The organism is Streptomyces sp. NPDC044106, assembly GCF_056433985.1.
Map to the genome: position 1 here is coordinate 360,759 of NZ_JBWKFZ010000009.1, position 17,843 is coordinate 378,601.

17 protein-coding genes and 1 rRNA gene are annotated in these 17,843 nt (G+C 70.9%); 3 read left to right on the top strand and 15 right to left on the bottom strand.

Annotated elements, in window-relative coordinates; genetic code table 11:
• Window positions 1–97: 97 nt before the first annotated feature.
• The 5 genes from AC07DI_RS18980 to AC07DI_RS19000 form a co-directional block, all read right to left on the bottom strand.
• Window positions 98–1,753: a bifunctional uroporphyrinogen-III C-methyltransferase/uroporphyrinogen-III synthase gene (locus tag AC07DI_RS18980; protein WP_384260468.1), complete on the bottom strand. Its 1,656-nt coding sequence runs from the start codon at window positions 1,751–1,753 to the stop codon at window positions 98–100.
• Window positions 1,750–2,709: a hydroxymethylbilane synthase gene (gene hemC, locus AC07DI_RS18985; protein ID WP_384260465.1), complete on the bottom strand. Its 960-nt coding sequence runs from the start codon at window positions 2,707–2,709 to the stop codon at window positions 1,750–1,752. The genes AC07DI_RS18980 and hemC overlap by 4 nt, the downstream gene beginning before the upstream one ends.
• The gene (locus AC07DI_RS18990) at window positions 2,706–4,421 is read right to left on the bottom strand and encodes a glutamyl-tRNA reductase (protein WP_384260463.1); all 1,716 of its coding nucleotides are present in this window, start codon (window positions 4,419–4,421) and stop codon (window positions 2,706–2,708) included. Before AC07DI_RS18990 ends, hemC begins: the two co-directional genes overlap by 4 nt.
• Entirely contained in the window at window positions 4,418–5,173 is a 756-nt protein-coding gene (locus tag AC07DI_RS18995) for a redox-sensing transcriptional repressor Rex (RefSeq protein WP_384260460.1), read from the bottom strand. Before AC07DI_RS18995 ends, AC07DI_RS18990 begins: the two co-directional genes overlap by 4 nt.
• 305 nt (window positions 5,174–5,478) lie before the next feature.
• Window positions 5,479–5,775, bottom strand: a complete 297-nt coding sequence (locus tag AC07DI_RS19000) for a glutaredoxin family protein (protein WP_384260458.1) — start codon at window positions 5,773–5,775, stop codon at window positions 5,479–5,481.
• A 106-nt stretch (window positions 5,776–5,881) separates the two neighbouring features.
• Here AC07DI_RS19000 and AC07DI_RS19005 point away from each other — a divergent pair, with 106 nt between their 5' ends.
• From AC07DI_RS19005 to AC07DI_RS19015, 3 genes are all read left to right on the top strand, one after another.
• Window positions 5,882–6,835 (top strand): HAD family hydrolase, encoded by a 954-nt coding sequence (locus tag AC07DI_RS19005; protein WP_384260455.1) that lies wholly within the window; start codon window positions 5,882–5,884, stop codon window positions 6,833–6,835.
• A gap of 346 nt (window positions 6,836–7,181) precedes the next feature.
• Complete coding sequence (locus tag AC07DI_RS19010) at window positions 7,182–8,030, top strand: ECF subfamily RNA polymerase sigma factor, BldN family (RefSeq protein ID WP_384260452.1); 849 nt, start codon at window positions 7,182–7,184, stop codon at window positions 8,028–8,030.
• A 289-nt stretch (window positions 8,031–8,319) separates the two neighbouring features.
• On the top strand, window positions 8,320–9,591 hold the full coding sequence (locus tag AC07DI_RS19015; RefSeq protein ID WP_478905290.1) for a DUF5667 domain-containing protein: 1,272 nt from the start codon (window positions 8,320–8,322) through the stop codon (window positions 9,589–9,591).
• A 134-nt stretch (window positions 9,592–9,725) separates the two neighbouring features.
• On the opposite strand, the gene AC07DI_RS19020 is transcribed toward AC07DI_RS19015, so the two are convergent.
• The 10 genes from AC07DI_RS19020 to rrf all read right to left on the bottom strand — a co-directional run.
• Window positions 9,726–10,787, bottom strand: a complete 1,062-nt coding sequence (locus tag AC07DI_RS19020) for a lysophospholipid acyltransferase family protein (RefSeq protein WP_478905291.1) — start codon at window positions 10,785–10,787, stop codon at window positions 9,726–9,728.
• Between the two features lie 14 nt (window positions 10,788–10,801).
• Window positions 10,802–11,860, bottom strand: coding sequence for an NAD-dependent epimerase/dehydratase family protein (locus AC07DI_RS19025; protein ID WP_384260444.1), 1,059 nt, complete (start codon window positions 11,858–11,860; stop codon window positions 10,802–10,804).
• Between the two features lie 173 nt (window positions 11,861–12,033).
• Window positions 12,034–12,132: a 30S ribosomal protein bS22 gene (locus AC07DI_RS19030; RefSeq protein WP_003948845.1), complete on the bottom strand. Its 99-nt coding sequence runs from the start codon at window positions 12,130–12,132 to the stop codon at window positions 12,034–12,036.
• 147 nt (window positions 12,133–12,279) lie between these two features.
• A complete protein-coding gene (locus tag AC07DI_RS19035) occupies window positions 12,280–12,489 on the bottom strand; it encodes a helix-turn-helix domain-containing protein (protein ID WP_062770509.1) in 210 nt (69 codons plus the stop codon).
• Between the two features lie 132 nt (window positions 12,490–12,621).
• Window positions 12,622–13,437 carry a phosphatase gene (locus tag AC07DI_RS19040; protein WP_478905292.1) on the bottom strand — a complete coding sequence of 272 codons (816 nt, stop codon included), beginning with the start codon at window positions 13,435–13,437 and terminating at the stop codon, window positions 12,622–12,624.
• Window positions 13,438–13,620: 183 nt separating this feature from the next.
• Entirely contained in the window at window positions 13,621–14,796 is a 1,176-nt protein-coding gene (locus tag AC07DI_RS19045; protein WP_384260439.1) for an acetoin utilization protein AcuC, read from the bottom strand.
• Window positions 14,747–15,967, bottom strand: coding sequence for an MFS transporter (locus AC07DI_RS19050; protein ID WP_478905293.1), 1,221 nt, complete (start codon window positions 15,965–15,967; stop codon window positions 14,747–14,749). The genes AC07DI_RS19045 and AC07DI_RS19050 overlap by 50 nt, the downstream gene beginning before the upstream one ends.
• Window positions 15,968–16,112: 145 nt before the next feature.
• Entirely contained in the window at window positions 16,113–16,856 is a 744-nt protein-coding gene (locus tag AC07DI_RS19055) for a VC0807 family protein (protein ID WP_478905294.1), read from the bottom strand.
• A 151-nt stretch (window positions 16,857–17,007) separates the two neighbouring features.
• Window positions 17,008–17,652, bottom strand: a complete 645-nt coding sequence (locus AC07DI_RS19060; protein ID WP_384260431.1) for an HAD family hydrolase — start codon at window positions 17,650–17,652, stop codon at window positions 17,008–17,010.
• A 100-nt stretch (window positions 17,653–17,752) separates the two neighbouring features.
• A 5S ribosomal RNA gene (rrf, locus tag AC07DI_RS19065) occupies window positions 17,753–17,843 on the bottom strand; the annotation flags it as partial.

Consider the following 17,843-nt stretch of genomic DNA (forward strand, 5'->3'; position numbering starts at 1 on the left):
CCCGGCTGAAGGTTCTCAGCCGGGACCAGGGGAATTCAGCCCGTCCGGCGTTCGAGGACGGACTCGGCGAAGCCGGTGATCAACGGTGCCGGACCGCTCAGGGCGCCGTACGCCTCCGACGGGACCCCGGCCGACGCTCGCTGGGCCGGGTGACAGGATCGCCCGCCTCCAGCGCGGCGGCACGCCGCGCCGTACCGAACTGCGCCAACGCCTCCGCCAGCTTGTGGACCGAAGGCTCCGGGGCCATCACGTCCACCCGCAGCCCGTGCTCCTCCGCGGTCTTCGCGGTGGCGGGACCGATACACGCGATCACGGTCACGTTGTGCGGCTTCCCGGCGATCCCGACGAGATTGCGCACGGTCGAGGACGACGTGAAGAGCACCGCGTCAAAGCCGCCGCCCTTGATCGCCTCACGCGTGTCCGCGGGCGGCGGCGACGCCCGCACCGTCCGGTAGGCGGTCACGTCGTCGACCTCCCACCCGAGGTCGATGAGCCCGGCGACCAGCGTCTCCGTGGCGATGTCGGCCCGCGGCAGGAACACCCGGTCGATCGGGTCGAAGACCGGGTCGTACGGCGGCCAGTCCTCCAGGAGCCCGGCGGCCGACTGCTCACCGCTCGGCACCAGGTCCGGCTTCACACCGAAGGCGATCAGCGCGTTGGCGGTCTGCTCACCGACGGCCGCGACCTTGATCCCGGCGAAGGCACGCGCGTCGAGCCCGTACTCCTCGAACTTCTCCCGCACCGCCTTGACGGCGTTGACGGAGGTGAAGGCGATCCACTCGTAACGCCCGGTCACCAGGCCCTTGACCGCGCGCTCCATCTGCTGGGGCGTGCGCGGCGGCTCCACCGCGATGGTCGGGACCTCGTGCGGCACGGCGCCGTAGGAGCGCAGCTGGTCGGAGAGCGAGGCCGCCTGCTCCTTCGTGCGCGGCACGAGCACGCGCCACCCGAAGAGCGGCTTCGACTCGAACCACGACAGCTGGTCGCGCTGCGCGGCGGAGGAACGCTCGCCGACCACGGCTATGACGGGCTGGCCCCCGTCCGGCGAGGGCAGCACCTTCGCCTGCTTGAGGACCTGCGCGATGGTGCCGAGCGTCGCGGTCCAGGTGCGCTGGCGCGTCGTCGTACCGGCCACGGTCAGGGTCATCGGGGTGTCCGGCTTGCGGCCCGCGGCCACCAGCTCACCGGCGGCCGCGGCCACCGAGTCGAGCGCCGTCGAGACGACGACGGTCCCGTCGGACGCGCCGACCTCGCTCCAGCAGCGGTCGGAGGCGGTACGGGCGTCGACGAAGCGGACGTCCGCGCCCTGCGCGTCGCGCAGCGGCACACCGGCGTACGCGGGCACGCCGACGGCCGCCGCGACGCCCGGCACGACCTCGAAGGGGATGCCCTCGGCCGCGCAGGCGAGCATCTCGCCCGCCGCGTACGAGTCGAGGCCCGGGTCGCCGCTCACCGCACGCACGACCCGCCTGCCGCCCTTCGCGGCCTCCATGACAAGATTGGCGGCAGCTCGGAACGGCGTCGCGTCGGCGGTCATTGACGTGTCGTCAGCTGTCGGCCGGGGTGTGTCCACACCTCCCCTGGCATGCACGCGGACGACGTCGAGCACATCGGGCTCGGCGATCAGCACATCCGCTCGGGCCAGCGCCTCGACGGCGCGCAGGGTCAGCAGTCCCGGATCTCCGGGTCCGGCACCGAGAAAGGTGACGTGCCCGTGTGCGGGAAGGCCGGGAAGGTTCGAGGTGGGGCTCAAAGTGCTCGCTCCCCCATCAGACCGGCCGCGCCCTTGGCGAGCATCTCGGCCGCGAGTTCGCGGCCCAGCGCCATGGCTTGGGTCTCCGTCTCAGGCACGGGACCGGTGGTGGACAGCTGCACCAGCGTCGAGCCGTCGGTCGTACCGACGACGCCTCGCAGGCGCATTTCCTTGACAATCTGCCCGTCGGCCAGGACGTCGGCCAGCGCACCCACAGGTGCGCTGCAACCGGCCTCCAGGGCGGCGAGCAGGGACCGCTCGGCGGTGACGGCGGCCCGGGTGAGCGGGTCGTCGAGCTCGGCGAGCGCGGCGGCGAGTGACGCGTTGTGCGCGGCACACTCGATCGCCAGTGCCCCCTGGCCGGGGGCGGGCAGAACGGTGTCGACCGACAGGAGCTCGGTCACCTCGTCGGACCTGCCGACGCGGTTGAGTCCGGCGGCGGCGAGCACGACGGCGTCGAGCTCCCCCTTGTGCACGTATCCGATGCGGGTGTCGACGTTCCCGCGGATCGGCACGGTCTGGATGGTCATGCCGTGGCTGCGCGCGTAGGCGTTCAGCTGCGCCATGCGGCGCGGCGAGCCGGTGCCGACGCGAGCTCCGTCGGGGAGCTCGGCGAAGGTGCGTCCGTCGCGTGCGATCAGCGCGTCGCGCGGGTCCTCGCGCGGGGGCACCGCGGCGAGGGTGAGCTCTGCGGGCTGCGCGGTGGGCAGGTCCTTGAGCGAGTGGACGGCGAAGTCCACCTCGTCGCGGGACAGGGCCTCGCGCAGGGCGGCGACGAAGACGCCGGTGCCACCGATCTGCGCGAGGTGCTCGCGCGAGGTGTCGCCGTACGTCGTGATCTCCACCAGCTCGACGGGTCGCCCCGTGAGTTCCGTGACGGCAGCGGCCACCTGGCCGGACTGGGCCATGGCCAGTTTGCTGCGCCTGGTCCCGAGCCTGAGGGCCTTCTCGTTCATGCCCGGCCTCGATTCGGGTCGTCGTTCTCGTTGTTCATGTGGTCAGCACGGCTGACCGCCGCGACCGTCTGCGGGTCGAGGTCGAAGAGGGTGCGCAGCGCGTCCGCGTATCCGGCGCCGCCGGGCTCGCTCGCCAGCTGCTTGACCCGCACCGTCGGCGCGTGCAGCAGCTTGTCGACGACGCGGCGCACGGTCTGGGTGATCTCCGCGCGCTGCTTGTCCTCCAGGCCGGGCAGCCGTCCTTCGAGCCGCGCCATCTCACCGGCCACCACATCGGCGGCCATGGTGCGCAGGGCGACCACGGTCGGCGTGATGTGCGCGGCCCGCTGCGCGGCGCCGAACGCGGCGACCTCGTCGGAGACGATGCCGCGCACCTGCTCGACGTCGTTGGCCATGGGTGCGTCGGCGGAGGCCTCCGCGAGCGACTCGATGTCGACGAGCCGCACGCCGGGGACGCGGTGCGCGGCGGCGTCGATGTCGCGGGGCATGGCGAGGTCGAGGAGGGCGAGCACGGCCGGGCGGGCAGCGCCGGCCGACGACGACGCCGGGTTGCGCCGCTCCGGGAGCCGGCCCGTGACGCGAGCGGCGGCCGCGAGCGCGGCGATCGCCTCGGCCTCGGCCCGCGGGTCCGGGGCCTGCTCCTCGCGCCGCTCGGCCGGGGCGTTGTCCATCCAGGCCGCGTGCTGTTCCAGGGCCGCCGCGTCCATTCCGGCGACGGCCGCCTCACCTGCGACGGAGAAGCCGCGCGGCGCGGACAGGTCGACCGGGCAGCCCTCGTCGGCCACGGTGGCCGTCCGGGTGCCCTGGTCCGCCGGGCCGTTCCCGGCCTGCGGGGGCGCCTCGCCGGTCCGGCCGTCCGAGGCGGGTACGCGCCCCTCGACGGCGGCGACGACGGCGTCCGCGGTCAGCACCAGGCCGGTCGCGCCGGTGCAGGAGACGGCGACGTCGGCACGTGTCAGTTCTTCCGCCACGGCGTCCATGGGAACGGCGCGGGCGCGCAGGCCGCGGTCACCGGCGGACTCGCCGAGGATCTCCGCGAGCCGCTCCGCACGCTCCAGCGTGCGGTTGGCGACCACGATCTCCGCCATGCCGGCGCGCGCGAGCGTCGCCGCGGCCAGCGAGGACATGGACCCGGCGCCGATGATCACGGCGCGCTTGCCCGCCGCCCAGGCGTCGACCGGCTCGCGCCCGGCGAGCTGTTCGAGGCCGAAGGTCACGAGCGACTGCCCGGCCCGGTCGATGCCGGTCTCGGAGTGCGCGCGCTTGCCGACCCGCAGGGCCTGCTGGAAGAGGTCGTTGAGGAGCTTGCCCGCGGTGTGCAGCTCCTGGGAGCGCGCGAGGGCGTCCTTGATCTGCCCGAGGATCTGCCCCTCGCCGACGACCATCGAGTCGAGCCCGCAGGCCACCGAGAAGAGGTGGTGGACGGCGCGGTCCTCGTAGTGGACGTACAGATAGGGGGTGAGCTCCTCCAGGCCGACGCCGCTGTGCTGCGCGAGCAGGGTGGACAGCTCGGCGACGCCCGCGTGGAACTTGTCCACGTCGGCGTAGAGCTCGATGCGGTTGCACGTGGCGAGCACGGACGCCTCGGTGGCGGGCTCGGCGGCGAGGGTGTCCTGCAGGAGCTTGGCCTGCGCGTCGGCGGACAGCGCGGCCCGCTCAAGGACGCTCACGGGGGCGCTGCGGTGGCTCAGCCCCACGACCAGGAGACTCATGCCGGCATCACGGCGGGTACGTCCCCGTCGGGTCCCTTCCGCTGCTGCTTGGCGGCGACGGGCGGCACGGGCCCCTCGGTGGCCGCGTCCTCACCGGCCTTGCGCTGCTCGTGGAAGGCGAGGATCTGCAGCTCGATGGAGAGGTCGACCTTGCGCACGTCGACACCGTCCGGCACGGAGAGGACCGTCGGAGCGAAGTTCAGGATGGAGGTCACACCGGCGGCGACGAGCCGCTCGCAGACCTGCTGGGCGGCGCCCGCCGGGGTCGAGATGACGCCGATCGAGACGCCGTTCTCCTCGATGATCTTCTCGAGGTCGTCGCTGTGCTGCACCGGCATGCCCGCGACGGGCGTGCCCGCCATGGCCGGGTCGGCGTCGATCAGCGCGGCGACGCGGAAGCCGCGGGAGGCGAACCCGCCGTAGTTGGCGAGGGCCGCGCCGAGGTTGCCGATGCCGACGATGACAACCGGCCAGTCCTGGGTCAGCCCGAGTTCGCGGGAGATCTGGTAGACGAGGTACTCGACGTCGTAGCCGACGCCGCGCGTTCCGTAGCTGCCGAGGTACGAGAAGTCCTTGCGCAGCTTCGCGGAGTTGACTCCCGCGGCGGCCGCGAGCTCCTCGGAGGAGACCGTGGGCACCGAGCGCTCCGACAGTGCGGTGAGGGCTCGGAGGTACAGCGGAAGCCTGGCGACGGTGGCCTCGGGAATCCCTCGGCTGCGGGTCGCCGGTCGGTGAGTTCGGCCAGTTGCCACGGTGCTCCTGCGGGTAGAGCGGGGCTGCAGGCGGTCACTCGTCCCCAGACCGCCCCGTCGAATGCAGGCTATGTCTTTGTGAACGCGTGCACAAAGATGGTGTCCGATTTGCCCGGCCAACGTGACCGGGGTCACGCGCCCCCGGCGCACCATCGTGGAACCGGCGCGCGGGCCGCGTCGTTGCTCATCTACCGGGGGCAAAACCGCACACACTCCTCACGATCATCGCCCCCGAGACCAAAACCGCCCCAAAGCGTAAACGAAATCGCGCACCCTTTGGACTGGTCGGTCAGTAGGTGCCGGAGCTACCCGGTCAATTCCCGCCGCAGCCGGTTCTCGTCCACCCGCCAGAAGGTGTGCTGCTCCCCGTCCACGAGCACCACCGGGATCTGCTCCCAGTAGGCCCGGTGCAACTCCTCGTCCTGCGTGATGTCCTTCTTCTCCCAGGGCGTGCCCACCTCCCCGCAGACCTTCTCGATCACCGACTGCGCGTCGTCGCACAGATGGCACCCCGGCTTGCCGATCAGGGTGACAAGCCGCTCCTGCGGCTTCTTCTTCGTACGACCGCCACTACGACGAAAAATCGGGCTCATGGCCGCCATTCTCACCCCATCGGCGCGGGCCCCTTAACGGCATGGACGCGGAGAGTTCACAGGCCCGAATCCTCCCGACTCCGGAACCACCGGACCGACTGGCTATGCTCACCGCATGGCCGCTCTCGGATGGCTCACTCCCCGTAGGCGCTCCGCCACGGCGCGGAGCGTGTTGGCAGGCGAGGCCTCCGCCGAGGCCGCCCGCAAGTCCTCCCAGGAGCTGGAGGAGCTCGAAGGCCTGGCGGCGCGGACCGCGGCCGGCGAGGAGCCGAAGGAACCGGAGTTCCCCGTCGTCGGCGACGTCAAGGCCGCCGCCTTCTTCGACCTCGACAACACCGTGATGCAGGGCGCCGCGATCTTCCACTTCGGCCGCGGCCTGTACAAGCGGAAGTTCTTCGAGCGCCAGGAACTGTTCCGGTTCGCCTGGCAGCAGGCGTGGTTCAGGCTCGCCGGGGTCGAGGACCCCGAGCACATGCAGGACGCCCGCGACAGCGCCCTCTCCATCGTCAAGGGCCACCGCGTCGCCGAGCTGATGTCCATCGGCGAGGAGATCTACGACGAGTACATGGCGGAGCGCATCTGGCCGGGCACCCGCGCCCTGGCCCAGGCCCACCTCGACGCGGGCCAGAAGGTCTGGCTGGTCACCGCCGCCCCGGTGGAGATCGCCACGGTCATCGCCCGCCGCCTCGGCCTGACCGGCGCGCTCGGCACCGTCGCCGAGTCCGTCGGCGGCGTCTACACCGGCAAGCTCGTCGGCGAGCCCCTGCACGGCCCCGCCAAGGCCGAGGCCGTCCGCGCCCTGGCCGCCGCCGAGGGCCTGGACCTCACCCGTTGCGCCGCGTACAGCGACTCGCACAACGACATCCCGATGCTTTCGCTCGTCGGGCATCCCTACGCGATCAACCCCGACGCCAAACTGCGCAAGCACGCGCGGGAGCGGGAGTGGCGGCTGCGGGACTACCGCACGGGCCGCAAGGCGGCGAAGGTCGGCATCCCGGCCGCCGCGGGCGTCGGCGCGCTCGCGGGCGGCGCCGCCGCGGCCATCGCCCTGCACCGCCGCCGTCACTGACACCCCGTCCGCCAGGGCACGCGCGTTCCTGCGCTGCCCGGCCCGGCATTCCGACGCTCCTACCCCGGCCCGGCTCCGGCCAGTCACGGCGGTAGCACTCGACCACAACACGCCTCACCCCGACACGGAATGTGAACTGATTCGATCAACAATCGGTCACTCTCCGGTACTTGAACAGGCGTCAGTCGGTTACGGAAGCGACGTAATCGATGATTTTAGCAACTGGGTGTAGTGCTGCCTGTACGAAGCGTTATTCTCCTCAGACGCATAAGGGACCCCGCACGTCGCTACGACGAGTGAAAGGTCCTGTACTGCACGTGATGGAAGCTCTGCCTCTGGGAGTCCCGTGTACCCACACGTCGGGGTTGACGCCTCGGGCCTGGCTACGCTGCGCGCAACGGTCATCGACCGCTTGCGCGGCTTCGTCCCCACCGCGTACGCCGTCCCCGCCGTCCCCGCCCTCGCCGTCCCCGCACCCGCCGGGCCGTGCTACGCCCTGGCGAACGGCATCGAAGAGGTGCCGGCACGCAGTGCCGTCCTTGAGGGGCGGCGGTCGGGAGACGGACGGGCTGTCAGCAGACGGTCCCGCTCCGGCGCCGCTGCCGCCACCTCCGCCCCCACCCCCCGCCGTCCCGCCGCGGACAGCGACAGCGCCCGCATGATGGAACTCGTCGAGCGCGCCCAGGCCGGCGAGTCCGACGCCTTCGGCCGCCTCTACGACCAGTACAGCGACACGGTCTACCGCTACATCTACTACCGCGTGGGCGGCAAGGCGACCGCCGAGGACCTCACCAGCGAGACCTTCCTGCGCGCACTGCGCCGCATCGGCACCTTCACCTGGCAGGGCCGCGACTTCGGCGCCTGGCTGGTCACGATCGCCCGCAACCTGGTCGCGGATCACTTCAAATCGAGCCGGTTCCGCCTCGAAGTGACCACCGGTGAAATGCTCGACGCCAACGAGGTCGAGCGCAGCCCCGAGGACTCCGTCCTGGAGTCCCTCTCGAACGCGGCGCTGCTCGAAGCCGTCCGCCGCCTCAACCCCCAGCAGCAGGAGTGCGTGACCCTGCGCTTCCTCCAGGGCCTCTCCGTCGCCGAGACCGCGCGGGTCATGGGCAAGAACGAGGGCGCGATCAAAACCCTCCAGTACCGCGCGGTACGCACGCTCGCCCGCCTCCTGCCCGACGACGTCCGCTAGCCCCGCCCGCGCCCCCCACCCCTCCACCCACGGAAACCACCGCCGCCGTAATGCTCCGTAACCTCCAACTCACCTTCCGTGGCGGCCAGATGGCCGCTGCGGACTTGTCGCGGTCCGATCATCTTTCGTCCGTAACCCAAGTGCCGCGACGCTCGTTGTGCGGGATGCAGGCTCCCTGTGGTCGCTACCTGTCCGGCTCCGCTCACGAGATCGTGTGGAAATGGTCAGGACATGCAACCCTCAGGACCCCCTGGGGAGTCGACCGTCTTGACGAGAGGAGGTGCCGCCAGTGATCGCGAACGTATCGGCCCACCGGCGGGCGAACGCCTTCGCCCAGGCCCTGGAGGAGCATTCCGACCAGGGTCCGGCGGCCGAGCAGTCCGAGGACTCCGCGCCCACATCCGCACCCGCGGCCGCATCCGTGGAGTCCGCCGAAACCACCGCGGCCCGTTCCGAACCGACCGAGCAGAGCCACCTGCTGGCCCTGGCGGAAGGTCTCGACGCGCTGCCCAAACCCGCCCTCGACCCCGAGGTCAAGGTCGTCCAGCGCGCCCAGCTCGTGGCCGCGATGGAAGCCATGCTTCTCGAGGGCAACAGTCCATCGGTGCCCGAACAGCGCTCCCGCAAGGGCGCGCACCGAGCGGGCGCCCTGCGGAAGCTGCGGCCGCGCTCCCGTCTGTCCAAGGGAATCGCGGCGGGCGGCCTCACCGTCGGCGTCGCCGCGGGCGCGTTCGGCGGAGTTGCGGCCGCCAGTTCCGACGCGCTGCCCGGCGACTCGCTCTACGGCCTCAAACGCGGCATGGAGGACTTCAAACTGGGCCTGGCCGACGACGACACCGACCGCGGCCAGATCTACCTCGACCACGCGTCCACCCGGCTCAGCGAGGCACGCAGGCTCATGGAACGGGGCCGCTCCGGCACCCTCGACCACGAGTCCCTCGGCGAGGTCAGACGCGCCCTCTCCGGCATGCGGCACGATGCCACCGAGGGCCGCCGCCTGCTCCTCGAGGCCTACGAGCGCGACGGCTCCCTCGGCCCCATCCAGGCGCTGTCCTCGTTCTCCCGATCGCACCGCGAGGCGTGGAGCGACCTCCAGGGCCGCCTCCCCGTCCAGCTGGGTGACGTGGGCCAGCAGGTGAGTTCCGTCTTCGACGCCATAGACGACGAGGTCGACCCGCTGCGCGCCAGGCTGCCCCACCCCCCGGAGCGGGGCGGCGCGACCGGCCGGACGCCCCGGAGCCCCAGCGGCTCCGGCGACTCCGACCGGCGCCCCTCCCATCCCTCGGGCGGTGGCGGTTCGCACAGCGGCGGCACCAGCCACGACAGCAAGCCCAGGCCGAGCACGTCGCACAGCAAGGACGACGGCCTCCTCGGCGGGACCACGGGCGGCCTCCTCGACCCACCGGCCGAGAAGACGTCCCCGACCCCGTCGGACGGCAAGGGCAAGGGCAAGAGCAAGCCCGGCCAGGACGCGTCCCCGGCCAAGCCCGACGTCACCCTGCCCCCGCTCCTGCCCGGCCTGCTCCCGGAGCTGGGCGTCAAGGGAGAGGACGCGAAGTAGTCGCAGGCGGTACGTGATCGGGGGCGCCCTCCTGGCGAGGAGAGCGCCCCCGATCAGTCATGCGGCCGAACGGCCTGAAAGAACACGGCCTGAAAGAACACGGTCCGGGGGAACACGGCCTACAAGAACACGGCCTAGAAGAACACCGACCGCCGCTGCACAAGCAGCTTGTACAGCGAATGCTGGATCTGCTCCCGCACCTGATCCGTCAGGTTGAACATCAGCATCGGATCCTCCGCCGCCTCCGGCGGATAGCCGTCCGTCGGGATCGGCTCCCCGAACTGGATCGTCCACTTCGTCGGCAGCGGCACCGCGCCCAGCGGCCCCAGCCACGGGAACGTGGGCGTGATCGGGAAGTACGGGATCCCGAGCACCCGCGCCAGCGTCTTCGCGTTGCCGATCATCGGGTAGATCTCCTCCGCCCCGACGATCGAGCACGGCACGATCGGCGAGCCCGTGCGCAGCGCCGTCGAGACGAAGCCGCCGCGGCCGAACCGCTGCAGCTTGTAGCGCTCGCTGAACGGCTTGCCGATGCCCTTGAAGCCCTCCGGCATCACACCGACCAGCTCACCCCGTCCGAGCAGCCGCTCGGCGTCCTCGGCGCAGGCCAGGGTGTGCCCGGCCTTGCGGGCCAGCTCATTGACGACCGGCAGCATGAAGACCAGGTCGGCGGCGAGGAGCCGCAGATGCCGGCCCTGCGGGTGGTTGTCGTGCACCGCGACCTGCATCATCAGGCCGTCCAGCGGCAGCGTGCCGGAGTGGTTGGCGACGATCAGCGCCCCGCCGTCGGCGGGGATGTTCTCGATGCCCTTCACCTCCACCCGGAAGTACTTCTCGTAGAACGGGCGGAGCAGCGACATCAGGACCTGGTCGGTGAGCTCCTCGTCGTAACCGAAGTCGTCGACCTCGTACTCGCCGGTCAGCCGCCGCCGCAGAAAGGCAAGGCCGCTCGCGATGCGCCGGTCCCAGCCGCCACCGCGCGGCTCCGGGGCCCGTCCGGCCGGCCCGGGGGCGGTCGCCCGCGCCTCCTCGGCCCGTGGCCCTTCCGGCTGCGGTCCCTCCTGCTGCCCGGGCAGCGCCTTCACCCCGGCCACGGGATCGCCCGGGCGCCGGGGCGCAGGCCTGCGGCGCGCCGCGCGCTGTGCGCCGCCGCGCGACCGGTCGTCGTCGAACGGAATGACCTTGGCGTCCGCCATCGTTGACGCTCTCCTCAGTTGGCGCTCTGGTGGCCGCCCGCGAGGGGCAGCGCGGCGATCCGGTCGACTGCCCCCGCGAGGGCACTTGGCGGCAGCAGCCCGGGGCCCCGGCTGCGTACGAAGTCCGCGAAGGTCTCCGCCGTCGTGTACTTCGGCCTGAACCCCAGTGTCTCGCGCATCTGCCGGATGGCCACGACCCTGCCGTGCGTGAGCAGTCTGATCTGCTCGGGCGAGAAGTCCGTCATGCCGAGCGTGCGCAGCGCCGAGCCGACCCAGGTGACGGCCGGCAGGAACACCGGGACGGTGGGGCGGCCGAGCCGCCGCGAGCACTGCGAGAGCAGCAGCTGCCCCTCGCCCGCGATGTTGAACGTGCCGCTGTTGAGCGTGCCGCGCGCCGGTTCGTGCGAGCCGAGCCGCAGCACCTCGACCGCGTCGTCCTCGTGGACGAACTGCAGGCGGGGGTCGTAGCCGAACACGGTCGGCAGGACCGGCAGCGAGAAGTACTCGGCGAGCGGGGAGTCGGCGGCGGGCCCGAGGATGTTGGCGAAGCGCAGTACGCACACCGCGACGTCAGGGCGGCGCCGCGCGAAGCCGCGCACATAGCCCTCGACCTCGACGGCGTCCTTGGCGAAGCCACCGCTGGGCAGCGATTTGGGCGGGGTGCTCTCCGTGAAGACCGCGGGATCCTTGGGCGCCGAGCCGTACACGCTGGTGCTCGACTTCACCACGAGCCGCTGCACCGTCGGCGACTTCTGGATGGCCCCGAGGAGCTGCATGGTGCCGATGACGTTGGTCTCCTTGACCGAGCCGCGGCTGCCCCTGCCGCCCCGGCCCAGGGCGGTCGCCGTGACGTCCATGTGGACGACCGTGTCCACGCCGTGCTCGGCGAGCACGCGGGCGATGGTGGGCTGGCGGATGTCGGCCCGGACGAAGTCGGCGCCGCCGAGATGGTGCTCTGGCGGGACCGCGTCGACGGCGACCACCCGGTCGACGTCCGGGTCACGCTGGATACGCCGGACGAACCGCCCGCCCAGCTGTCGGGCCACTCCGGTCACGAGCACGACCTTGCCCAAGATCAGCGCCTGCCTTTCCCCAAAGCCTCACCGCGCTACCGTCCGCTGTGCTGCGACCACGCTATCGGGTGGACGTTGCGGGGTGATGTCCGTGGGCCCGGAGACGGCCGAAAACACCGAAGCCCTCCCGTCGGATGACGGGAGGGCTTCGGAATTCGCTGTGCAGCGGCCGCCTACTTCTTGTTGCGACGCTGAACGCGAGTGCGCTTCAGCAGCTTGCGGTGCTTCTTCTTGGCCATCCGCTTACGCCGCTTCTTGATAACAGAGCCCACGACTACCCTCGCTCACTTCTCTTCACTCGGTGCGGGGCAGCAGACTGGGCCCACACGACCTACGTCGGCCTAGCCTACCCGCCCCCGCGTGAGGGACGTAATCGAGGGGCCATGACCCCTGCCGCGAGAGCCCGCGAGGCCCCTCGCTCAACCTGCTTCGACCCCCACATAGGACTCGCGGAGGTACTCGTGAACCGCCTGCTCCGGTACCCGGAAGGACCTCCCGACCCGGATGGCGGGCAGATGACCGCTGTGCACCAAGCGGTACACGGTCATCTTGGACACTCGCATCACCGAGGCGACTTCCGCCACGGTCAGAAACTGAACCTCGTTCAGCGGCCTCTGGTTCTCAGCCATGACACCCCACCTGAACCTTCCGCACATGACGGGCACCGGCTTCCCCTTCCGGTGACTCTTCGTCGCTATGCGCTCACTCCCCAGACTAGGGGCGGATGATGCGAGTGGGGAAGAGGAGCAGCCATCGGCCGCCTACTGTGACAGACACGCTCGATTGAGTACATAGCGAGTAAGCGGTCGGTAGTAATCAGACCGCACAGCGTCATCAAGCGGAACGACGACGGACACCCGCCCCTCGGCCTCTCCGACGAACAGCGCGGGGTCGTCCGTATCCGCGAGCCCGATCGCCTCGAACCCCAGCTGACCTGCCCCGCAGACCCATCCGTGGTCCCCCACGACCAACTCTGGAAGCGGCCCGCCGGCCTCCGCCGCGGCGTCCAGAACCGCCCGAACCGGCAGTGGTGAGTGGGTGTGTGCGCCGGTCTCACTCCCGGTGGGCCGCACGCCGGGTTCGCGCACCAGCGCGACTCCTTGTACGTAGTCAAGGTTGTACGTGCGTAGGCCGAACCGGGTCGTTATGTCGACACTGTTGCCCTGCGCGGGGGTGAGGACGGTGCACCCCGCCGCCGACAAGGCGTCCGCCAACGCGGCGTAGAACCCGAGCAGCCGATGCGGATGACCGGTCCCGAGGAGCACCGGAAGCCGCCGTCGCGCCGCGTCCGCGAGCCGCTCCGCAAAGGCGTCGAGCGCGGCCAGCGTCCGCTCCGGATCGATGACATCGGCCCCCGTGGTGAGCCGCGGATCGGCGGACACCCCGCACTTGTCGGCCATCAGCCCCAGCAGATCGTCGGCCCCCCAACTCCACTCGGGGTCGAGCCCGAGCAGTATCCGCGGATCCCGGGCCGCGAAGAGCCGATAACTGCGCAGACTCTGCTCCCGCGAAGTGGCCACGGGCCCGGCCAACCGAGCCGCCAACAAATGCGCACGCAGCGCGCCGGTGCTCAACACGCTGCCGATGCTGGCGCATCCCCCACCCCGAAACATACAAAACCCCGAAAAACCCCAACAGTTGGGCTAACGGGACTACGGTCCGCCCCGGCCGACAGGCGAGGCACCGGGGGCAATCGCAGCCCCTCCGGGCCGGGGCCGAAGCCCCCGGTTACGGGAAGGGCCGGGACAGGGGAAAGCCCCCTACGCCAACAACCCCCGCAAGGGAAACACCGCCCGACGAGCCGCAACCACGGCCTGGTCGAGCCGATCCGCGGGGTCGTACCCCGACTCCCACCCCCGCCACCCCACGGGCCACCGCCCATCCGTCATCCGCCCCGGCCCCAACTCCCGCGTCCGCGCGAACACTTCCCGCCGCCACGCCTCGGGAACAACCGCCGTCGGCTCGACGGGCCGCCCCGCCGCGACCCCCACGAGATGCGTCCACGACCGCGGCACCACATCCACCACGGCGTACCCCCCACCCCCCAGAGCGACCCACCGCCCCTCGGCGTACTCATGGGCCAGCTCATGACAGGCGACCTGCACGGCCCGCTGCGCGTCCAGCGATACGGCGAGGTGCGCGAGGGGATCCTCGAAGTGCGTGTCGGCCCCGTGCTGCGTCACGAGGACCTGTGGCCGGAAGTCGGCGAGCAACTCCGGCACCACGGCGTGAAAGGCGCGCACCCACCCCGCGTCCCCGGTCCCGGCCGGCAGCGCGACGTTCACGGCGGACCCTTCGGCCACCCCGTCCGCCCCCGTCTCCTCGGGCCACCCGGTCTGCGGGAACAGCGTGCGCGGATGCTCGTGGAGCGAGATCGTCAGGACCCGGGGGTCCTCCCAGAAGGCGGCCTGCACCCCATCCCCGTGGTGCACGTCGACATCCACGTACGCGACGCGCTCGGCGCCCAGCTCAAGGAGGCGCGCGACGGCGAGCGCCGCGTCGTTGTAGATGCAGAACCCGGAGGCGCCCCCGGGCATCGCATGGTGCAGCCCGCCCGCGAAGTTCACCGCGTGCAGCGCGTCCCCGCGCCACACCGCCTCAGCCGCGCCGACGGACTGCCCGGCGATCAGCGCCGACACATCGTGCATCCCGGCGAAGGCGGGGTCGTCCTCCGTACCGAGCCCGTACTCCCCGCGCGCGGAGTCCGGATCGGCGGAGGCGGCCTTGACCGCTTCCACGTAGTCCCCGCGGTGCACGAGCCGCAGCGTCGAATCACCGGCGCGCTTTGCCGCGACCACATCCAGCTCCTGGTCGAGCCCGAAGGCGCCGACCAGGCTTCGGGTCAGCGCGAGCCTGACCGGGTCCATCGGGTGACCCGGGCCGAAGTCATAGCCCGTTACTGCCTCGTCCCACATCAGCTGTGCGCGGCCGCTCATGCCCGTCACCGTACCGGTCCGTTCCCGGGGCGAAGGAACGGGCGTACAGCAAGGTCAGGAGGACCAACACCAGAGGAACGACCATGGCGCCCCGATAGTTCCACGCATCCCCGAGCCCACCCACCAGCGGTGAACCGATCAGAAAGCCCACATAGTTGAAGATATTCAGTCGCGCGACGGCCGCGTCCGAAGCCCCCGGGAAGAGCCTGCCCGCCGCGGCGAACGTCTGCGGAACGATCACGCACAATCCCAGCCCAAGGACCGTGAACCCAGCGATCCCCACCCACGCGCCGGGCGCCACCGCCACCACCGCGAACCCCGCCGCGGCCACCACGGACCCGCCCCGCACCACCGCCGCGGCCCCGAACCGCCGCACACCCAGATCGCCGAGCCCCCGCCCCACCAGCGTCATGACCATGTAGACGTTGTACGGAACGGTCGAGACCTCCTCGGAACTCCCCAGCACGTCCTGCAGGTATTTGGCGCTCCAGTTGGAGACGGTCGAGTCCCCGATGTACGCGAAGGTCATCACCAGGCAGAGCGGCAGCAGCACCCTGAAGACGACACTCCCGCCCTCTCCCGCCGCCCCGGACCCCGCACTCGCCTTCTCCGCCCCCGCATCGGCGTACCACCGGCTCCCGACCAGCGCAGTCGGCAGCAGCACCACCACGACCGGCAGATAGGAGACGAAGAGCGACAGGTCCCAGTGCGCCCCGACCCAGGCCAGCGAGGCCCCCACGATCCCGCCCAGGCTGTACGCGGCGTGAAACCCGAGCATGATGCTGCGCCCGTAAGCCCGTTGAAGACTCACCCCGAGCATGTTCATCGACGCGTCGAGCGCGCCCACCGCGAGCCCGAACACCCCGAGCGCCACGGCCGCCTGCCACAGCGCCTCCCCCGCGCCCACCCCGAGCAGCGCGAGCAGCACCACGGGCTGCGACCACCTCAGCACCACACTCGGCGGCACCCTCTTGACCAGCTGCTCGGTGCCCACGCTCCCGGCCCCGGCCAGGATCGGCACCGCCGCGAGGAAGACGGGCAGCAGCCCGTCGGATATCCCGTAGCGATCCTGGATCGCCGGAATCCGCGTCACGAGCAGGGCGAAAGTCGCTCCCTGCGCCAGGAAGGCGAACGCCAGCGAGGCCCTGCCGCGCCGCAGCTCTTCGGTCATGGCTGCAGAGCGTAGGGCCCCGGGCTACCCATGGGTAGATGGATCACGATGGATCTCTGGACCAATTCCGGCGCCCCACGACCACCGGGGCGACCGCTCGGCCAGCCGCCTGGGCGACCGCTTAGGCAGCCGCCTGGGTGACCGCTTAGGCGACCGCCCGCGCGGCGTCCTTGCAGACCATCTTCTCCATCGGCTCGACGACCAGGCGACCGCTGACGGCGACGGTCAGCGTGATCGTCACCGCAGCGATCACCCCGCCCAGCCACACCATGGTGTCGATGGGCAGCGTGTACGCCCCCACGACCCGCAACAGCGCCTCTCCGAAGAGTGCCAGTCCCCACCCGGCGGAGAACATCCGCTCCAGCCGCGCGAACCGCCCACGCTCGGCACTCAGCCGCTCCCAGGCCGCGGTCCGCGCCGCGTCCCCCTTGGTCACCCAGGGCTTCAGACCAGTGGTCATCAGCGGCCGCCCGGCCACCACCGACAGCAGGACCGCGATCCCCACGGTGGCGGTGATCCCGCTGTCCTTGGCGAGCATCAGCCGCGGATCGCCGGCGATCAGGCTCAGCAGCAGCCCGACGACGTTGGCGGCGAGGATCAGCGCCGCGAGCCCGTTGACCCGCCGCTCCCTGACCAGCCCCCACACGGTCCGCCCGGCCGGCAGCACGCTGCTCCAACCCAGGGCCGCCATGGTCCCCATCCCGAACCCCTTGCTCAGCAGGTAGTACGAGGCGGTGGGCACCAACGCGTCGAGGACCAGCGGCTTCAGCGACTCCAGACGGGCCTTGCGGGCGTCACCGGTGACGGCAGCGCGGACATCGGAAACCTCAGGGACGGAGGCGACCGGCGTGATGTTCTCGGCAGGGGCCTCGACGGCGAGCTGAGTCATGATCGTGTTCCTCCGTGTTGGGGCTGCGTAGTCCCGGTTCCGCCGCGTTCCTTCGCGACCACCTCAGCTTCGCCGCCGGCCCCTGCCCACCGATAGAAACGATCATCCGGATCTGATGGTGACAAATGTCAGTGCCGACCCCCGGCCCACGTCATACGAGCAGGTCAGCCAAGTCCCGCAGATCCCCGAACAGTTCAGTCGCGCCTACGAGCCGCTCCGGAGGCGTCATGGCGGTGAACCCGAGGACGTCCATCCCGGCGGCGTTGGCGGCCCGCACGCCCAGCGGACTGTCCTCCACGACGACACATCGCTCCGGAGCCACCCCCATGCGCTCGGCGGCGTACAGGAACAGATCGGGGGCCGGCTTCCCTCGCCCCACATCCTGAGAGCTGAACACCCGGCCGTCGTCGAACCACTTGTCGAGCCCGGTCTTCCGATGCCCGACCCGAATCCGCTCATGGCTTCCGGAGGACGCGAGACAGTACTCCACCCCGTCCTTGGCCAGCTTCTCCAGCACTTCCACCGCCCCGTCCACGGGTTGCAGCTCCCGCTCGAAAGCGGCGAACACCCGCCCGTGAAAGACGTCGTCGAAATCCTCGGGCAGCCGTTGCCCGGTGCGCTGAAGAATCAGATCGTGTACGCGATGGATGGCGGCCCCCATGTAATCCCGCAGGGAGTCCTCGTACGTGGTGGGGTGCCCCAGCTCGGTCAGGTACCCGGCGAGGATGGTGTTGGAGATCGGCTCACTGTCGACGAGGACGCCGTCATTGTCGAAGATGACCAGTTCGTAGCGCATATCCCGACTCTAAGCCTCGACACCCTGAGCCTCGATTGAAGTACCCGGAACGCAGAAAACCCCCGCACCATAAGGTGCGGGGGTTTCCCATTCAAAATTAGTTCGGCGGCGTCCTACTCTCCCACAGGGTCCCCCCTGCAGTACCATCGGCGCTGTGAGGCTTAGCTTCCGGGTTCGGAATGTAACCGGGC